We start from the raw sequence: 18,330 nt of genomic DNA on the forward strand, positions 1-18,330 counted from the left end.
CGGTGGACGGTGCGAACCACGCAACCGCCAGGTTTGAACTGCACGCGCTTCAGGAGCGCACAGCGGACGCTATTTTCGCTTATTTAGCGGCACGAACGGCAAATTGTCCGGACCGGTGTAATTCGCACTGGGTCGGATGATCTTGTTGTCGATGCGCTGCTCGATGATGTGCGCGCTCCAGCCCGCGGTTCGCGCGATCACGAAAAGCGGCGTGAACATCGCCGTCGGCACGCCCATCATGTGATACGACACCGCGCTGAACCAGTCGAGATTCGGGAACATCTTCTTCGCATCGGCCATCACCGTTTCGAGCCGCTCGGCGATGCTGAAGAGCTTCAGGTTCCCGGCTTCCTTCGACAACTTCTTCGCGACGTCCTTGATCACCTTGTTGCGCGGGTCCGAGATCGTGTACACCGGATGGCCGAAACCGATCACCACTTCCTTGTTCTCCACGCGCCGGCGGATATCCGCTTCGGCTTCATCGGGCGTCTGGTAGCGCGACTGGATCTCGAACGCGACTTCATTCGCGCCGCCGTGCTTCGGGCCGCGCAGCGCGCCGATCGCACCGGTGATCGCCGAATAAAGGTCCGAGCCCGTGCCCGCGATCACGCGGCCGGTAAAGGTCGATGCGTTGAATTCGTGCTCGGCGTACAGATTCAGCGACGTGTGCATCGCCTCGACCCACGACTTCGACGGCGCGACGCCGTGCAGCAGATGCAGGAAGTGGCCGCCGATCGAATCGTCGTCGGTTTCGACCTCGATACGCTTGCCGTTGTGCGAATAGTGATACCAGTAGAGCAGCATCGAACCGAGCGACGCCATCAGCCGGTCGGCGATATCGCGCGCGCCTGGCAGATTGTGGTCGTCTTTCTCGGGCAGCACGGTGCCGAGCATCGAGACGCCGGTGCGCATCACGTCCATCGGATGGGCCGACGCGGGAATCCATTCGAGCGCGGCCTTCAGGTTCGCGGGCAGGCCGCGCAATGCCTTGAGTTTCGTCTTGTAGGCCGCCAGTTCAGCCTGCGTGGGCAGCTTTTCGTGCACGAGCAGGTACGCGATTTCCTCGAACTCGCACGTGGTGGCGATGTCGAGGATGTCGTAGCCGCGGTAGTGCAGGTCGTTGCCGGTCTTGCCGACCGTGCACAACGCCGTGTTGCCCGCCGTCACGCCCGACAGGGCGACGGATTTCTTCGGTTTGAATGCGCCGCTTCCGACCGGTGCCGCGGCTTGTGTCGTCTCGCTCATCTCCAGCAATCTCCTGTATATCCGCTCATTTTCGTGGCGGCGGTATGTCGATTACCTGCGGCCTGACAGTCGCGGCTTTCCAGCGAAAAGTCGCGCTTCTGGATGAATGCATTGCGTCGATCGGTCACGAGACGGCGCTCCCGGTTGCAACCTGGGTTGCGAACAGCGGCGCGGCTTCGTCGGGCACGGCGCGGCCGGTCGAACGCGCGCGGCGCAGCACCGACCAGTAGTAGCGATAGCTCGCGCGGTCGTGGAGCGTGTCGTGGTGACGCGTGGGGCCCCATTGCGCCGATTGCGCGGCAAGCAGGATCTCGGCAGCGGTGGTGATCTCCGCGTCGCGCGGTGCGAACGCCGCGACGATCGCTTCGATCTGCGCGGGGTGAATGCTCCACATGCGCGTGTAGCCGAATTCGTTGCGGGCGCGGCTCGCGTCGTTCGCGACGACGCTCATGTCGCGCACTTCAGTGCTGACATTGTGCGACGGCACCTTGCCGTACGCATGGCAGGCCGCCGAAATCTCGAGCTTGGCGCGCCGTACGAGCGGATGGTCGAACTGGCCTGGCGAGCGCATCGCGCTATCGGGAATCGCGCCGTCATGCGTCGAAACGAAATCCATCAGGCCGAAGCTGAGCGCCTCGACGCCCGGCAACGCGGCAAGATCGAACGCGCGCGCGAGCGCGCCGTGCGTCTCGACCAGCAACTGCACCGGAACCGGCTGCGCAATCGAGAGTTCGCGACGCGTGGCCTCGACGAACGCGCACATTTCGGCGGCATCGGGCACGTTGCGGATCTTCGGGAGGGTGATGTACGCCGGCGCGCGCTTCGCGGCGCGCAGGATCAGGCGCACGTCGTCGCGCCAGTGAGGATGCTGGAAATCGTGAATCCGCACGCCGACGCGGCCAAAGCGGTCATGCTCGCTGCCCAGCAGCGAAGCGACGAGTTCCGCGTGCTCCGCCTCGCGGCCGACCTGCGCGCCATCTTCGCAATCGAGCGTGACGTCGAATACGGGCCCGAGCGCCTGCTGCAAGGCAAGCGATTTCAGCATCAGCTTTTCGCTGCCGGCGTAGTGATCGCAGGCAGGCAGAACAGCGGGTGGCGCTTCGCCTTCGAACAACACTTCGGCGGGGGAAAGGGCGCGCATCGTCGACGTCAGGGGCGTGGGTGTCTGTTGATCAAACCGATTCGGGCGCGCTCTGCGGGGCGGCAGGCTGGCAAAACGCATCCGGATCAGGTGAGGAAAACGTGGGCGATGCTTCGTTCAGGTTGCGTTCGAACGAGGCGCCATGCACGCATCCGCACGTGAAAAAACCGGAACCCGCCGCGCTGCAACGGAGCTCCGGTTCATTTGCATCAGCGATTAGCCAAGCAGATGCTGCACGCCGTCGCGCTCTTCGAGCAGCTCGTTCAGCGTGCCGTCCATCTTTTCACGCGAGAAAGCGTCGATCGCGAGGCCTTCGACACGCTTGTACTCGCCGTTTTCGCACGTTACAGGCACACCGTAGATGATGTCTTCCGGAATGCCATACGAACCGTCCGACGGAATGCCCATCGTGACCCACTTGCCGTTCGTGCCGAGCACCCAGTCATGCACATGATCGATCGCTGCGTTCGCCGCCGATGCTGCCGACGACAGGCCGCGCGCTTCGATGATCGCCGCGCCGCGCTTGCCGACGGTCGGGATGAACGTGTTGCGGTTCCACTCGTCGTCGTTGATCAGCTTCGTCAGGTCCTGACCTTCAGCCGTTGCAACGCGGAAATCCGGGTACATCGTCGGCGAATGGTTGCCCCACACGGCGAGCTTTTCGATCGAGGCGACCGGCTTGCCCGACTTCGCGGCCAGCTGCGACAGCGCGCGGTTGTGGTCGAGACGCAGCATGGCGGTGAAGTTCTTCTTCGGCAGATCCGGCGCCGACTTCATCGCGATATAGGCGTTCGTGTTGGCCGGGTTGCCGACCACGAGCACCTTCACGTCGCGGCTTGCGACTTCGTTCAGCGCCTTGCCCTGAACGGTGAAGATTTCGGCGTTCGCCGACAGCAGGTCCTTGCGTTCCATGCCTTTCGAACGCGGACGCGCGCCAACCAGCAGGGCGACGTCGGCATCCTTGAATGCGACCTTCGGATCGTCAGTGATCACGACGCCCGACAGCAGCGGGAATGCGCAATCATCCAGTTCCATCACGACGCCTTTAACGGCGGCTTGCGCCTGCGGCAGATCCAGCAACTGCAGGACGACCGGCTGGTCCTTGCCGAGCAGGTCGCCATTGGCGATGCGGAACAGCAGGGAGTAAGCGATTTGACCTGCGGCGCCGGTGACGGCAACGCGCTTTGCGGGCTTAGCCATTGAGAAATCTCCAGGACGATGCGTTAGACGCTAAGGGAAAACGCCATTCTATATGCGCGTTGCTCGAAGCGTCGGTTAAACACAGCGGAATTCGCAGCGCGCGGACAGCCTGTAATGAAGCTGGAAGGCGTGCTGCGGCGAGGCCGCCATGCCGGAAAACCTGTGCCTGTACGGCTGAGCGGGTAAAACAGGGAGCGGCGAGCGCTGCATCTGGCCACTGCATGACGCGGGCCCTGCAACAGCGTGTTCCGGAAGCGTCTGACGAAGCACTGACGGGCGAATCGAAACCTGAACTGCGGGAGGGTGCGGCGTGGTGCAGGGCGGCTTTCGCGGCGCGGCGATCATGCAGAAAATGCAATGCCTGACCACCCGCAAACCCTTGCTCGACAAGGAGTGTAGAAGTCAGGCAGCGCAAAGTCAACATTATCTTATGTCTTATATAAGACATAAGTGTAAAGGGGAAAACTCTGGACGGCGGACGGCCCTTTATGATGAAATGCGCGGATGACTTCGAACCCGGCGAGCACCGCGAACCCGATCGGCCCGGCTGCCAGCGGCGAGGCAGTGCCCGCTGCCGTGCCTGCCATGTCGCCCACGTTCAGTCCGCTTTACCAGCAGATCAAGGGGCTCATTACGCAGAGCCTCGAGTCCGGCGAATGGAAGCCGGGCGAGATCATTCCGAGTGAAGTCGAACTGGCGTCGCGCTACAAGGTCAGTCAGGGCACCGTGCGCAAGGCGATCGACGAGCTCGCCGCCGACAACCTGCTGGTGCGCCGTCAGGGCAAGGGTACGTTTGTTGCAACGCACAACGAAGACCGCGCCCAGTTTCGCTTCCTCAGATTACTGGCCGATGACGGCGTGGAACATCCGCACGTCAGCCGGCTGCTCGAATGCAGGCGGCTGCGCGCTTCGGCCGATATTGCCCGCCAGCTCGACCTGAAGCCGGCCGACCCGGTCGTGCTCATCAAGCGCCTGCTGCAGTTCGACGGCGAAACCACCGTACTCGATGAAATCTGGCTGCCCGGCGTTGTGTTCCGCGGGCTGACGCTCGAGCGTCTCCAGGAGTACAAGGGGCCGCTCTACGCGATGTTCGAAACGGAGTTCGGCACGCGCATGATCCGCGCGACCGAAAAGATCCGCGCGGTAGCCGCGGAGCCGTCGGTGGCGGACCTGCTGCACGTACCGGCTGGCTTTCCGCTACTCTCCGTCGAACGCGTTTCATATACCTATGGCGATCGTCCCGTCGAAGTGCGGCGTGGATGGTATGTCACAACAGGGTATTACTATCAGAATGACTTGAGCTGAATGATGGCGCTGCGCCAGGCGCGCAGCCCGTATGAAGACGCCTTTATCGCGTGTGCCGTAACAGTGTTGAGCGTTGTTACGCTGCAGCGCGAAAAGAAAAGGCGCTAAAATCGCGGATTAGTGTGACTACAAGTAGGGGTCTAGCATGGCTGAAGCCGTAAAAAAACCGAGACCGGAATTCCGGAATATCGGTATCGGGCAGATTTTGACGGCATACCGTCTCCCTCTGGCGGGGCGTGTGTCGATTCTCCATCGTTTGAGCGGTGGGCTGCTTTTTGTATTTCTTCCGTTCCTGCTGTACCTCTTCGATCAAAGTCTCACCTCAGAACTCAGCTTCGAAGTCTTCAAGGGTTTCCTCTCCAACATCATCGTCAAGCTCATCACGCTCGTTCTTGCGTGGGCCTTCCTGTTTCACTTCTGCGCCGGCATCCGTCACCTCGTGATGGACATGCATTACGCAGTGTCGAAGGAAGGTGGCAAGCAGACGTCGATCGTCGTGCTGGTCGTGTCGTCGCTGCTCACGATTGTGTTTGCGGCAAAACTGTTTGGAGCATTCTGAAAAATGGCAGCCAATAACCGGATCGGCTCGAAACGCCTCGTCGTCGGCGCGCATTACGGCCTGCGCGACTGGCTCGCGCAACGCATCACCGCCTGCATCATGGCGGTCTACACCGTCATCCTGCTTGCGCTTTTCTTCGGCGCGCACGATTTCTCGTATGACGGATGGGCATCGATCTTCGCGATGCAATGGATGAAGCTCGCCACGTTTGTCACGCTGCTGTCGCTGTTCTATCACGCGTGGGTCGGCATCCGTGACATCTGGATGGATTACATCAAGCCCGCGGGTTTGCGTTTGTTCCTCCAGGCGCTGACGATCGTCTGGCTGCTCGGTTGTGCAGGCTACGCTGCGCAGATTCTCTGGAGAGTGTAAAAGAATGGCTGCAATCAAAAATTCTCTGCCGCGTCGCAAGTTTGACGTGGTCATCGTCGGCGCGGGCGGCTCGGGGATGCGCGCTTCACTGCAACTCGCGCGTGCGGGCCTGTCGGTCTGCGTGCTGTCGAAAGTGTTTCCGACGCGTTCGCACACGGTGGCGGCCCAGGGCGGTATCGGCGCATCGCTTGGCAACATGAGCGAAGACAACTGGCACTATCACTTTTACGACACGATCAAGGGTTCCGACTGGCTCGGCGACCAGGACGCGATCGAGTTCATGTGCCGTGAAGCGCCGAACGCAGTCTACGAACTTGAACACATGGGCATGCCGTTCGACCGTAACGCCGACGGCACGATTTACCAGCGTCCGTTCGGCGGCCACACGGCGAACTACGGCGAAAAGCCGGTGCAGCGTGCCTGCGCGGCGGCTGACCGTACCGGTCACGCACTGCTGCACACGCTGTATCAGCAGAACGTCGCGGCGAAGACGCAGTTCTTCGTCGAATGGATGGCGCTGGATCTGATCCGCGACGCCGAGGGCGACGTGCTCGGCGTGACCGCGCTGGAAATGGAAACCGGCGACGTCTATATCCTCGAAGGCAAGACCACGCTGTTCGCCACGGGCGGCGCAGGCCGGATCTTCGCGGCGTCGACCAATGCGTTCATCAACACCGGCGACGGCCTCGGCATGGCCGCGCGCTCGGGCATCGCGCTGCAGGACATGGAATTCTGGCAGTTCCACCCGACCGGCGTGGCCGGCGCGGGCGTGCTGATCACCGAAGGCGTGCGCGGTGAAGGCGGCATTCTGCGTAACTCGAACGGCGAGCGTTTCATGGAACGCTACGCCCCGACGCTGAAGGATCTGGCGCCGCGCGACTTCGTTTCGCGCTCGATGGACCAGGAAATCAAGGAAGGCCGTGGCGTCGGTCCGAACAAGGATCACGTGCTGCTCGACCTGTCGCACATCGGCGCCGAGACGATCATGAAGCGTTTGCCGTCGATTCGCGAAATCGCGATGAAATTCGCGAACGTCGACTGCATCAAGGAGCCGATTCCGGTTGTTCCGACCATTCACTACCAGATGGGCGGCATTCCGACGAACATCCACGGTCAGGTCGTGGGCACGTCGAAGGGTCACGAAGATCCGGTCAACGGTTTCTACGCGGTCGGCGAATGCTCGTGCGTGTCGGTCCACGGCGCGAACCGTCTTGGCACGAACTCGCTGCTCGACCTCGTGGTGTTCGGCCGTGCGGCCGGCAATCACATCGTCAAGCATGTGAAGGAAATCAAGGAGCACAAGCCGCTGCCCGCCGATGCTGCCGATTTCGCGCTGTCGCGTCTGGACAAGCTCGACAAGTCGTCGTCGGGTGAGTACACGCAAGCCGTCGCAAGCGACATCCGTGCCACGATGCAGGCGCATGCCGGCGTGTTCCGCACGTCGAAGCTGCTGGCCGAAGGCGTCGAGCGGATTCGCGAAGTGGCTGAACGTGTCGACAGCATTCATCTGAAGGACAAGTCGAAGGTGTTCAACACCGCACGCGTCGAAGCGCTGGAACTGGCGAACCTGATCGAAGTGGCCCGCGCCACGATGGTCTCCGCCGAGGCGCGCAAGGAAAGCCGCGGCGCGCACGCACAGGACGACTTCGAACATCGCGACGACGAAAACTGGCTGCGCCATACGCTGTGGTTCAGCGAAGGCGACCGCCTCGACTACAAGCCGGTTCACATGCAGCCGCTGACCGTCGAATCGGTACCGCCGAAAGCGCGAACCTTCTAAGGCACAAGTCAAAGGAATTCAGAAATGGCAAAGCGTACATTTGAAATCTACCGCTACGATCCGGACCAGGACGCGGCACCGCGCATGCAGACGTACGAGATCGAAATCGACTCGCACGAGCGCATGCTGCTCGACGCGCTGCTCAAGCTGAAAGCGGTCGATGAAACGCTGTCGTTCCGCCGTTCGTGCCGTGAAGGCGTGTGCGGGTCGGACGCAATGAACATCAACGGCAAGAATGGTCTGGCGTGCCTGCAGAACATGAACGACCTGCCGCAGAAGATCGTGCTGCGTCCGCTGCCGGGACTGCCCGTCGTGCGCGACCTGATCTGCGACTTCACGCAGTTCTTCAACCAGTATCACTCGATCAAGCCGTATCTGATCAACGATACGCCGCCGCCGGAAAAGGAACGCCTGCAGTCGCCGGAAGAACGCGACGAGCTCGACGGCCTGTACGAGTGCATTCTGTGCGCGAGCTGTTCGACGTCGTGCCCGAGCTTCTGGTGGAACCCGGACAAGTTCGTGGGTCCGGCGGGCCTGTTGCAAGCCTATCGTTTCATCGCGGACAGCCGCGACGAAGCGACGGGTGAACGCCTCGACAACCTGGAAGATCCGTACCGTCTGTTCCGTTGCCATTCGATCATGAACTGCGTCGATGTGTGCCCGAAGGGCCTCAATCCGACGAAGGCGATTGGCAAGATCAAGGAATTGATGGTTCGCCGCGCTGTCTGAGATGGACGGATCACCGCATCAGTCCGACCCTCTTCGCCGCGCGCGCCTTCGCTGGCGTGCGCGGCGCGGTTTGCTGGAAAACGATCTGATCTTCGAACGTTTTTTCAGCCGATATGAGCATGACCTCAGCGACGCCGACGTGGGGGCACTTACCCGTCTGCTCGAGCTGAGCGATAACGACCTGATGGACTTGCTTCTCTCGCGCAAGGAACCAGAAGGCGACCTTGCCGACCCGGATACCCAACGGGTGCTGGAGCTGCTGCGCACAGCGTGAGCATCACGCGCGCATGCGTAGCTGTCTTGTCCCGGCGTGCAATTATCGAAACCCTGTTTCCATACTTCGATTGAGGATGTGCTATGACCCCGTCAGATGTTAAAGCCACGCTATCGTTCAGCGACAATTCGCCGAGCGTTGAAATGCCGATTTACAAGGGCACGATGGGCCCGGATGTAATCGACATCCGCAAACTGTACGGCCAGACTGGCAAGTTCACGTACGACCCGGGCTTCATGTCGACGGCAGCGTGCAATTCGGCGATTACGTACATCGACGGCGACAAGGGCGAACTGCTGTATCGCGGCTACCCGATCGACGATCTCGCGCAGAACGCCGACTTCCTCGAAACCTGCTTTCTGCTGCTGAAGGGCGAACTGCCGACCGTCGCGCAGAAGAAGGAATTCGTCGACACCGTCACGAAGCACACGATGGTGCACGAGCAGATGCACTTCTTCTTCCGTGGCTTCCGCCGCGACGCGCACCCGATGGCGGTGCTGGTTGCAGCGGTCGGCGCACTGTCGGCTTTCTATCACGACTCGCTGAACATCAACGACCCGCGTCACCGTGAAGTGTCGGCGATCCGCATGATCGCGAAGCTGCCGACGCTCGTTGCCATGGCGTACAAGTTCAGCATCGGCCAGCCGTTCGTGTATCCGAAGAACGACCTGTCGTACAGCGCGAACTTCATGCACATGATGTTCTCGAACCCGTGCGAAGAGTACAAGATCAACGACGTGCTGGTGCGGGCGCTCGACCGTATTCTCATCCTGCACGCCGACCACGAGCAGAACGCGTCGACTTCGACGGTTCGTCTGGCCGGTTCGTCGGGTGCCAATCCGTTCGCCTGTATCGCTGCCGGTATCGCCTGCCTGTGGGGCCCGGCGCACGGCGGTGCGAACGAAGCCGCACTGAACATGCTGGAAGAAATCGGCTCGGTCGACAACATTCCTGAGTTCATCAGGCAGGTGAAGGACAAGAACTCGGGCGTGAAGCTGATGGGCTTCGGTCACCGCGTGTACAAGAACTACGATCCGCGTGCGAAGCTGATGCGCGAAACGTGCCACGAAGTGCTCGAAGAACTGGGCCTGCACGACGACCCGCTGTTCAAGCTCGCCATGGCGCTCGAAAAGATCGCGCTGGAAGACGAATACTTCGTGTCGCGCAAGCTGTACCCGAACGTCGACTTCTATTCGGGTATCGTGCAACGCGCGCTGGGCATTCCGACGTCGATGTTCACGTGTATCTTCGCGATGGCACGTACGGTCGGCTGGATCGGTCAGTGGAACGAGATGATTGCGGATCCGGAACAGAAGATTGGCCGTCCGCGTCAGCTGTTCATCGGCGAAACGCCGCGCGAAGCCAAGCCGATCGGCAAGCGTTAATCAGCCGGTCGTTGTCCGGTGCGGCGGTTGATCGCTGCATCGCAGGCAAAACGCCTCGACGGAGACTCCGTCGGGGCGTTTTGCTTTTCGGCGTGGTGTCATGCGGCAACGTCTGCCTGTGCCTGGCCGGCCGTTCCTGCGAACCCTTACCGGGTAACGCCGATACAGGTATCGACACTACCAGCCAACCCCATGTTTTTTATCGCTTTTCCCTGCATCGGGTGAGCATCGGCTGTCATCTGCGTGGCATAATTGACCGGACACGATTGCCCCGCAGTCCAGTTATTACTACCCGCATACAATGGCACAGACTCTCTACGACAAATTGTGGAACACGCACGTGGTCCACACGGAAGAAGACGGCACGACGCTTCTCTATATCGACCGTCACCTGCTGCACGAAGTCACCAGCCCGCAGGCGTTTGAAGGCCTGAAACTGGCTGAGCGCCCCGTGTGGCGCATCAGCGCGAACCTGGCCGTGTCCGACCACAACGTGCCCACTACCGACCGTAGCCACGGCATCGCCGATCCGGTCTCGAAGCTGCAGGTCGATACGCTCGACGCGAACTGCGATGCCTACGGCATCACGCAGTTCAAGATGAACGACCTGCGTCAGGGCATCGTGCACATCATCGGGCCGGAACAGGGTGCCACGCTGCCGGGCATGACGATCGTCTGCGGCGATTCGCATACGTCGACGCACGGCGCGTTCGGCGCGCTCGCGCACGGCATCGGCACGTCGGAAGTCGAACACGTTCTCGCCACGCAAACGCTCCTGCAGAAGAAGAGCAGGAACATGCTGGTGAAAGTGGAAGGTGCGTTGCCGCGCGGCTGTACCGCGAAAGACATCGTGCTCGCCGTCATCGGCAGGATCGGTACGGCAGGCGGCACGGGTTATGCCATCGAATTCGGCGGCTCGACGATCCGCGCACTTTCGATGGAAGGCCGCATGACGGTGTGCAACATGGCGATCGAGGCGGGTGCACGTGCCGGCATGGTCGCCGTCGACGACACGACCATCGAATACCTGAAGGGCCGCCCGTTCTCGCCGGAAGGGGTGGAATGGGATCACGCGGTCGAATACTGGAAGCAGTTCGTTTCGGACGCCGATGCGAAGTTCGACCGTGTCGTCGAACTGAACGCCGCGGAGATCGTGCCGCAGGTCACGTGGGGCACGTCGCCGGAAATGGTGACGTCGATCGACGGCCGCGTACCGGATCCGGAACGCGAGAAAGACCCGGTCAAGCGCGACGCGATGGAACGCGCGCTGAAGTACATGGCGCTCGAACCGAATCTGCCGATCGAATCGATCAAGCCGGACAAGATCTTTATCGGTTCGTGCACGAATGCGCGTATCGAAGACCTGCGCGCCGCGGCGTATGTCGTGAAGAAGCTGGGCCGCCGTGTTGCGCCGAACATTCGTCTCGCAATGGTGGTGCCGGGCTCGGGTCTCGTGAAGGCGCAGGCGGAGCGTGAAGGTCTCGACAAGGTGTTTCTCGATGCCGGTTTCCAGTGGCGCGAACCGGGCTGCTCGATGTGTCTCGCGATGAACGCCGACCGGCTCGATCCGGGCGAACGTTGCGCTTCGACCTCGAACCGTAATTTCGAGGGTCGTCAGGGCGCGGGTGGTCGCACGCATCTCGTGAGCCCCGCGATGGCCGCAGCCGCGGCCATCGAAGGGCACTTCGTCGATATTCGCAAGCTGGGATAAATCGCATGATGAAAAGCATCAATCGTCTTACGTGGCTGCGTCGTCTCGCACTGGGTTCGCTGGCGGCTGCATTGCTAGGACTGGCCGGCTGCAACACGGTGCATGGCTTCGGTGAAGACATGTCGCACCTTGGTAACTCGATCAGCAATCACGCTGACAAATAAGCGGGTTTTGATTCTTTCCGGCGATGCCTGGCTGCCGCCAGCCGCATCGCCCGCTTTTGAACAGGCGCAAGCGTCATGGATAAATTCACTGTACACACCGGCGTCGTGGCGCCGCTCGACCGGGCGAACGTCGATACCGACGCGATCATTCCGAAGCAGTTCCTGAAGTCGATCAAGCGCAGCGGCTTCGGTCCGAACGCATTCGACGAATGGCGTTACCTCGATCACGGCGAGCCGGGCCAGGACAACTCGAAGCGCCCGCTGAATCCCGATTTCGTACTGAATCAGGCACGCTATCAGGGCGCGTCGGTGCTGCTGGCGCGCGAAAACTTCGGCTGCGGCAGCTCGCGTGAGCACGCGCCGTGGGCGCTGCAGCAGTACGGCTTCCGCGCGATCATCGCGCCGAGTTTCGCCGATATCTTCTACAACAACTGCTTCAAGAACGGTCTGCTGCCGATCGTGCTGACGGAGCAGCAGGTCGATCATCTGTTCAACGAAACGTACGCGTTCAACGGCTTCAAGCTGACGATCGACCTCGACGCACAACTCGTGCGCACGTCGGACGGCGCGGCTGCATATCCGTTCGAAGTCGCGGGCTTTCGCAAGTACTGCCTGCTGAACGGCTTCGACGATATCGCCCTCACGCTGCGTCACTCGGAGCTGATCCGTCAGTACGAAGCCGAACGGCTCACGAAGCAGCCGTGGCTCAATCACCGCATCGTCGGCTAGACGCCCCGGGTATCTGGCTGGCACGCCTGACCTGTCGTTCGGCCGGTCAGGCGCGTCGACGCACTTACGAACAAAGCAAGGAATTCGCATGAAGATCGCAGTGTTGCCGGGCGACGGCATTGGTCCGGAAATCGTCAAGGAAGCCGTCAAGGTGCTGAACGCACTTGGCGAAAAGTTCGAACTCGAAGAAGCGCCGGTAGGCGGCGCGGGTTACGAGGCGCAGGGTCATCCGCTGCCGGAATCGACGCTCGCGCTCGCGAAGGCCGCTGACGCGATCCTGTTTGGCGCCGTCGGCGACTGGAAGTACGACTCGCTCGAACGCGCGCTGCGCCCGGAGCAGGCCATTCTGGGCCTGCGCAAGCATCTTCAGCTGTTCGCGAACTTCCGTCCGGCGATCTGCTATCCGCAGCTGACGGGTGCTTCATCGCTGAAGGAAGAAATCGTTTCGGGCCTCGACATCCTGATCGTGCGCGAACTGAACGGCGACATTTACTTCGGCTCGCCGCGCGGCGTGCGCGAAGCGCCGGATGGTCCGTTCGCCGGCGCGAAGGAAGGCTTCGACACGATGCGCTATTCGGAACCGGAAGTGCGCCGCATCGCGCACGTCGCGTTCCAGGCAGCACAAAAGCGCGGCAAGAAGCTGACTTCGGTCGATAAAGCCAACGTGCTCGAAACGTCGCAGTTCTGGAAGGACGTGATGATCGACGTGTCGAAGGAATACGCCGACGTCGAGCTGTCGCACATGTATGTCGACAACGCCGCGATGCAGCTCGTGAAGGCACCGAAGTCGTTCGACGTGATCGTCACCGGCAACATGTTCGGCGACATCCTGTCCGACGAAGCCGCCATGCTGACGGGTTCGATCGGCATGCTGCCGTCGGCTTCGCTCGATAAAAACAACAAGGGTCTGTACGAGCCGTCGCACGGCTCGGCGCCGGATATCGCCGGCAAGGGCGTGGCGAATCCGCTCGCGACGATCCTCTCGGCCGCGATGATGTTGCGTTATTCACTGAACAAGGTGGAACAGGCGGACCGCATCGAAAGCGCGGTGAAGAAAGTGCTGGAGCAGGGTTATCGCACCGGCGACATTCTTACGCCGGGTTGCACGCAGGTCGGCACGGCAGCAATGGGCGATGCGGTACTGGCCGCGCTGTAAGCAGCACTGGCAGCGTGACATCGCGTAGTACCGCAGTAAAGGCTAACGGGGCGCAAAGCGGTCCGTTAGCCTGCCAGAAAGGCAGGAATTGCGGCCATACGGCCGCCAGATTGCGATTTTCGTGTATATTTATGTGATGGCGAAGTTTCCTCAAATCTCCTCGATTGCAAACCTCCACGGCAAAACGGCCCGTGCGGTTGAGTTCGCCATTACCATCGAATCGCTCATTAAAACGATTACCCCGAAAACGATCACGAAGCGCTGATCGCCTGTTGTGCCCGCCCGTCTTCCCCGCGCGGTCACTGCGGGCAAAGTTGCGGGGAAGCCTCCACTCGAAGGGTATGAAGTCATGAACGTAGGTCTCGCAGGTTGGCGCGGTATGGTCGGTAGCGTCCTGATGCAGCGCATGCAGCAGGAAGGCGATTTTGATCTCATCGAACCGGTGTTTTTCAGCACCAGCAATGCGGGCGGCAACGCGCCGTCATTCGCTAAAAACGAGACGAAGCTCAAAGACGCGTCGAGCATCGACGACCTGAAGAAGTGCGACGTCATCATCTCCTGCCAGGGCGGCGACTACACGAACGAGGTGTTCCCGAAGCTGCGCGCGGCGGGCTGGAACGGCTACTGGATCGACGCGGCTTCGTCGTTGCGCATGAAGGATGACGCGGTCATCGTTCTCGATCCAGTCAACCTCGACGTGATCAAGAATGCGCTGGTCAAGGGCCAGAAGAACTTCATCGGCGGCAACTGCACGGTCAGCCTGATGCTGATGGCGCTCGGCGGCCTGTTCCGCGAAAACCTCATCGACTGGATGACGGCCATGACGTATCAGGCCGCATCGGGCGCGGGCGCGCAGAACATGCGCGAACTGCTGCAACAGATGGGCACGCTGTACGGCGCGGCGAAGGAAGACCTCGCGGACCCGTCGTCGGCGATTCTCGACATCGACCGCCGCGTGCTGGAAGCGATGAACAGCGACCGCATGCCGACCAGCCAGTTCGGCGTGCCGCTCGCGGGTTCGCTGATTCCGTGGATCGACAAGGATCTCGGCAACGGCATGTCGAAGGAAGAATGGAAGGGCGGCGCGGAAACCAACAAGATTCTGGGCAAGCCGGCCATGGGCGAAGCCGGTTCGATTCCGGTCGACGGCCTGTGCGTGCGCATCGGCGCAATGCGCTGCCACTCGCAGGCGCTGACGATCAAGCTGAAGAAGGACGTTCCGCTCGACGAAGTGAACAGCATCCTCGCGTCGGGCAACGACTGGGTCAAGGTGGTGCCGAACGAGCGCGAAGCGTCGATGCGCGATCTGTCGCCGGCCGTGGTCACGGGCACGCTGACGGTGCCGGTCGGCCGTCTGCGCAAGCTCGCGATGGGTGGCGAATATCTGTCGGCATTCACGGTCGGCGACCAGTTGCTGTGGGGCGCGGCGGAACCGCTGCGTCGGATGCTTCGCATTCTGCTCGACAAGTAAAGTAAACTACGCGATTACGAAGCGTAGACATTCAGAAAGCGTCGCGCTTGCGCGGCGCTTTTTTCATTGTGTGCTCCGAATTCCTGTCACCCTCCAACCCTGAACATGGCGAGCGCCATGCCGCGCCAGAGCTCCCGATGATCGTTCGATTTCATGTCCTTCCCGCTGCTATGGTTTCCCGTGTTCGCGCGGGTCGTCTGGCGGCCGCTGTTGCTTTCGCATTTGCATTGAGTGGGACCGGCGCAGGCATCGCACACGCAGCGACCGCCGACGCGGCCAGTGCCCCGGCTGTCGTCGAATCATCTGATGCGCAGTACACGGTGCGTCCGGGACAGTCGCTCAACGACGTCGCGATCGCGCTGACGCAGTCGCACGACCGTGCGACGCTCGCGCGTGCATCGAAGGCGATCTTCGATTCCAATCCGAACGCGTTCATGGGACACGATCCGAGTCGTATGCGGCTGGGCGCGGTGCTGAACGTGCCGTCGCTGGATTCGCTGGGCGTGGCTGCCAGTGCGCCGGAGGCAGGTTCGGCGGCGGCTTCCGCTTCGGGCGCGGCGTCTGCCGCTGCGCCGGTGGCGGCAGCGTCGGCACCGGCTGCGTCTACGCCAGCGGCCAGCGCGCCAGCTGCGTCGAATGCAGTTTCGAATACCACGGCGGGTGTGACCCCGAATAGCGCGAGCGCCGTGGCGGGTGCGAGTGTGCCAGCGGCTTCATCCGTGGCGGTGGCGGCAACGTCAGGCGCTTCGCAGGCGGCGGGAGCGGCTGCACAGGCGCCGCAGACAGCCAGCGGCTCGCATGTATGGACCGGGTCGATCCAGGCTGGCGGCGCGCCGGCTGAAGGTGCGTCCGCCGCGACTTCGTCCGCAGCGACGACTGCTGTTGCGGCGCAGGCCGCATCGCAGGCGCGGACGTCGGTGTCGAGTCTCCAGCAACTGCTCGCGTTGAAGAGCCGGGTCCTGATGGAATTGCAGAAGCACGGCATCGTGCCGGTCGGAAAGGCGCCGCAGGCGGGCAGCGCTGCGGCTCTGCCGTCGGCATCCACACCGCAGGCCAGCGTGGGTGTCGCGCCGGGTAGCGGCGCGACGGTCGGACCGGCCGCTGTGGGAGGCAATGCGGGCACGGGGACAGCAGGGCTGTCGCCGGGCGTGATGGCGGGAATCGCAGCGGCCATTGCGGCGGTGATTGCGTTGATCCTGAGTTTGACTGTGCGCCGCCGCCGCCGCCCGGCGGCGGATGCCGGCAGTGCGGATGCAGAGGCAAAAGGCGTGTCGCCTGCTGCACCGCTCGCGAGCGACGACGTACAGGCTCAGGCGTTCCCGTCGATCCAGCCTGACACACCTGAAAGCGCGACGGGCGCGGCGAGTCTTGCAGCGGCGGCTGAACTGGGCGCTGAGGCGCTGCCGGTGGAACAGATCGATCCCGCGGCGCATGAATCCGAAGAAGACGAAGGTGCCCGATATGTCGGCGCAGGCGCGCACGATGAGGCGCCGAAGGCAGCAGAAACCGAAACCACGCTGCCAGTCGAGCCAGCGGAACCGCTGACGCACGCCGCGAACGCAGAGCCAGAGCCGGCGCAAGCCAGCGCAAACGAACCGTTGTCGCAGGCCGAAGCGGCCGACGCCTACGTTGCCCCTGACGTGCATCACGATGCGCCCGTCCAGCACACCGATCACGACCCGCACGCGGATGAGTCGATGGCCAGTCAGGAGTCCGCTCGCGCGTTCAATGAAAACGCACACGCGCAGCCGGCCTCTGCAGAGCCGGTCGAACTCCCGTCGCACCCCGCCGGATTCCCGCGCGAGGCCGTCGCGGCGCTTGGCGCACTCGATATGGCGCTGCCGCCGCGCACGGAGCAGCCGGCGCCGTTCGGCGAAATGACGCTGGACGGTCTTCCGCCAGCGGCGAGTCAACCCGTTGTCGAACCGGAAGTCACGGCCCGCCAGGCTGTTGCCCAGCCGCCCGCAGCACCGCGTGCCGCTGATGAAATCGGCGCCGGTACCGCTGGCCCGGCCGCCGTCGCGGGTCTCGGCGCAATGCCGTTCGGCGCGCTGAAGCTGGATTTCGACCTCGAACTGCCACCGAGCCCCGCGCAGTCTCTGCCGGCCTTCACGCAGGAAGACCTGGCGAAAATCGCGCGCAACAAGCTCGAACTCGCGGCGGAATACATCGAACTCGGCGATCTGTCGGGCGCGCGGGCGCTGGTCAACGAAGTAATCGAGTCCAACGACGCTTCCACCCGTAACGAAGCGCGCGCGCTCCTCTCGACGCTCGCGCCGCTTTCGTAATGCGAATTGCCCTGGGCATCGAGTACGACGGCACGGCCTTTTACGGCTGGCAGTCCCAGCCGCATGGCAAAACCGTGCAGGACGAACTCGAGCGCGCGCTGCGGGAATTCGCGCAGACGCCGTTGCAGACGGTCGTGGCCGGCCGTACCGACACGGGCGTGCACGGGCTCGGACAGGTCGTCCACTTCGATACGGAACTCGATCGCACACCGTTCTCGTGGGTGCGCGGCACGAACGCATTCCTGCCGAAGACCGTCGCCGTGCAATGGGCCCAGCCGATGCCGGAGACGTTCCACGCCCGTTTCTCGGCCTTCGAACGGACGTATTACTACGTGCTGTACGTCCATCCTGTCCGCTCGCCGATGCTGACCGGCCGGGCCGGCTGGATCCACGCGCCGCTCGACGTCGACGCCATGCGGGCCGCGGCGGCCTGTCTGATCGGCGAACACGATTTTTCGGCGTTCCGCTCATCCGAATGCCAGGCGAAAACGCCGGTCAAGCATCTGCATCAGATCGACGTGCGTCAGCAAGGCGACTTCATCCACTTCCGCTTCCGCGCCAACGCGTTCCTGCATCACATGGTGCGCAACCTGATGGGATGCCTCGTCGCGGTGGGTCGCGGGCGTCATCCGGCAAGCTGGCTGGCTGACGTGCTGGCGAGCCGCAACCGCAGCAACGCGGCGCCCACCTTCATGCCCGACGGCCTCTATCTCGCGCAGGTCAGCTATCCTGAGGCCTTCGCGGTGCCGGCCGCGCACGCAGGCAGCGTGCCGTGGAGCACCGTATGGACGCAACCCGAACCATGACAACTCTCCCGAACG

The 18,330-nt window shown here is 62.4% G+C and carries 17 protein-coding genes; 14 read left to right on the forward strand and 3 right to left on the reverse strand.

Translation table 11 applies throughout. From position 1 onward, the window contains the following. Positions 1-69: 69 nt before the first annotated feature. The 3 genes from prpC to LPA34_RS12235 all read right to left on the reverse strand — a co-directional run bounded on the left by prpC (position 70) and on the right by LPA34_RS12235 (position 3,586). Positions 70-1,245 carry a bifunctional 2-methylcitrate synthase/citrate synthase gene (gene prpC / locus LPA34_RS12225; RefSeq protein WP_228978377.1) on the reverse strand — a complete coding sequence of 392 codons (1,176 nt, stop codon included), beginning with the start codon at positions 1,243-1,245 and terminating at the stop codon, positions 70-72. A gap of 124 nt (positions 1,246-1,369) precedes the next feature. Continuing rightward, positions 1,370-2,386, reverse strand: a complete 1,017-nt coding sequence (locus LPA34_RS12230; protein ID WP_228978378.1) for an HpcH/HpaI aldolase/citrate lyase family protein — start codon at positions 2,384-2,386, stop codon at positions 1,370-1,372. A 216-nt stretch (positions 2,387-2,602) separates the two neighbouring features. Continuing rightward, entirely contained in the window at positions 2,603-3,586 is a 984-nt protein-coding gene (locus LPA34_RS12235) for a malate dehydrogenase (RefSeq protein ID WP_228978379.1), read from the reverse strand. Positions 3,587-4,090: 504 nt separating this feature from the next. On the opposite strand from LPA34_RS12235, the gene LPA34_RS12240 reads away from it, so the two are divergent. From LPA34_RS12240 to truA, 14 genes are all read left to right on the forward strand, one after another. Continuing rightward, a complete protein-coding gene (locus LPA34_RS12240; RefSeq protein WP_228978380.1) occupies positions 4,091-4,891 on the forward strand; it encodes a GntR family transcriptional regulator in 801 nt (266 codons plus the stop codon). 145 nt (positions 4,892-5,036) lie between these two features. Beyond that, the gene (gene sdhC, locus LPA34_RS12245) at positions 5,037-5,450 is read left to right on the forward strand and encodes a succinate dehydrogenase, cytochrome b556 subunit (protein WP_228978381.1); all 414 of its coding nucleotides are present in this window, start codon (positions 5,037-5,039) and stop codon (positions 5,448-5,450) included. 3 nt (positions 5,451-5,453) lie between these two features. Then, positions 5,454-5,822 (forward strand): succinate dehydrogenase, hydrophobic membrane anchor protein, encoded by a 369-nt coding sequence (sdhD, locus tag LPA34_RS12250; RefSeq protein ID WP_228978382.1) that lies wholly within the window; start codon positions 5,454-5,456, stop codon positions 5,820-5,822. Between the two features lie 4 nt (positions 5,823-5,826). After that, positions 5,827-7,602, forward strand: coding sequence for a succinate dehydrogenase flavoprotein subunit (sdhA, locus tag LPA34_RS12255; RefSeq protein ID WP_228978383.1), 1,776 nt, complete (start codon positions 5,827-5,829; stop codon positions 7,600-7,602). Positions 7,603-7,626: 24 nt separating this feature from the next. Beyond that, positions 7,627-8,331 carry a succinate dehydrogenase iron-sulfur subunit gene (locus LPA34_RS12260; protein WP_228978384.1) on the forward strand — a complete coding sequence of 235 codons (705 nt, stop codon included), beginning with the start codon at positions 7,627-7,629 and terminating at the stop codon, positions 8,329-8,331. A gap of 1 nt (position 8,332) precedes the next feature. Further along, the gene (locus LPA34_RS12265; RefSeq protein ID WP_228978385.1) at positions 8,333-8,605 is read left to right on the forward strand and encodes an FAD assembly factor SdhE; all 273 of its coding nucleotides are present in this window, start codon (positions 8,333-8,335) and stop codon (positions 8,603-8,605) included. An 83-nt stretch (positions 8,606-8,688) separates the two neighbouring features. After that, the gene (gene gltA / locus LPA34_RS12270; protein WP_228978386.1) at positions 8,689-9,990 is read left to right on the forward strand and encodes a citrate synthase; all 1,302 of its coding nucleotides are present in this window, start codon (positions 8,689-8,691) and stop codon (positions 9,988-9,990) included. A gap of 301 nt (positions 9,991-10,291) precedes the next feature. Continuing rightward, positions 10,292-11,701 (forward strand): 3-isopropylmalate dehydratase large subunit, encoded by a 1,410-nt coding sequence (gene leuC / locus LPA34_RS12275; protein WP_228978387.1) that lies wholly within the window; start codon positions 10,292-10,294, stop codon positions 11,699-11,701. A 5-nt stretch (positions 11,702-11,706) separates the two neighbouring features. After that, on the forward strand, positions 11,707-11,865 hold the full coding sequence (locus tag LPA34_RS12280; RefSeq protein WP_228978388.1) for an entericidin A/B family lipoprotein: 159 nt from the start codon (positions 11,707-11,709) through the stop codon (positions 11,863-11,865). Between the two features lie 75 nt (positions 11,866-11,940). After that, complete coding sequence (gene leuD / locus LPA34_RS12285; RefSeq protein WP_228978389.1) at positions 11,941-12,594, forward strand: 3-isopropylmalate dehydratase small subunit; 654 nt, start codon at positions 11,941-11,943, stop codon at positions 12,592-12,594. 88 nt (positions 12,595-12,682) lie between these two features. Beyond that, a complete protein-coding gene (gene leuB, locus LPA34_RS12290) occupies positions 12,683-13,750 on the forward strand; it encodes a 3-isopropylmalate dehydrogenase (protein ID WP_228978390.1) in 1,068 nt (355 codons plus the stop codon). A gap of 349 nt (positions 13,751-14,099) precedes the next feature. After that, positions 14,100-15,221 (forward strand): aspartate-semialdehyde dehydrogenase, encoded by a 1,122-nt coding sequence (asd, locus tag LPA34_RS12295; protein WP_228978391.1) that lies wholly within the window; start codon positions 14,100-14,102, stop codon positions 15,219-15,221. A gap of 227 nt (positions 15,222-15,448) precedes the next feature. Next, on the forward strand, positions 15,449-17,509 hold the full coding sequence (locus LPA34_RS12300; RefSeq protein ID WP_324251731.1) for a FimV/HubP family polar landmark protein: 2,061 nt from the start codon (positions 15,449-15,451) through the stop codon (positions 17,507-17,509). Continuing rightward, positions 17,509-18,315: a tRNA pseudouridine(38-40) synthase TruA gene (gene truA, locus LPA34_RS12305; protein ID WP_228978397.1), complete on the forward strand. Its 807-nt coding sequence runs from the start codon at positions 17,509-17,511 to the stop codon at positions 18,313-18,315. The genes LPA34_RS12300 and truA overlap by 1 nt, the downstream gene beginning before the upstream one ends. Positions 18,316-18,330: the final 15 nt, after the last annotated feature.

The organism is Paraburkholderia gardini (assembly GCF_907164575.1).
In the GTDB taxonomy this organism is placed as follows: domain Bacteria; phylum Pseudomonadota; class Gammaproteobacteria; order Burkholderiales; family Burkholderiaceae; genus Paraburkholderia; species Paraburkholderia gardini.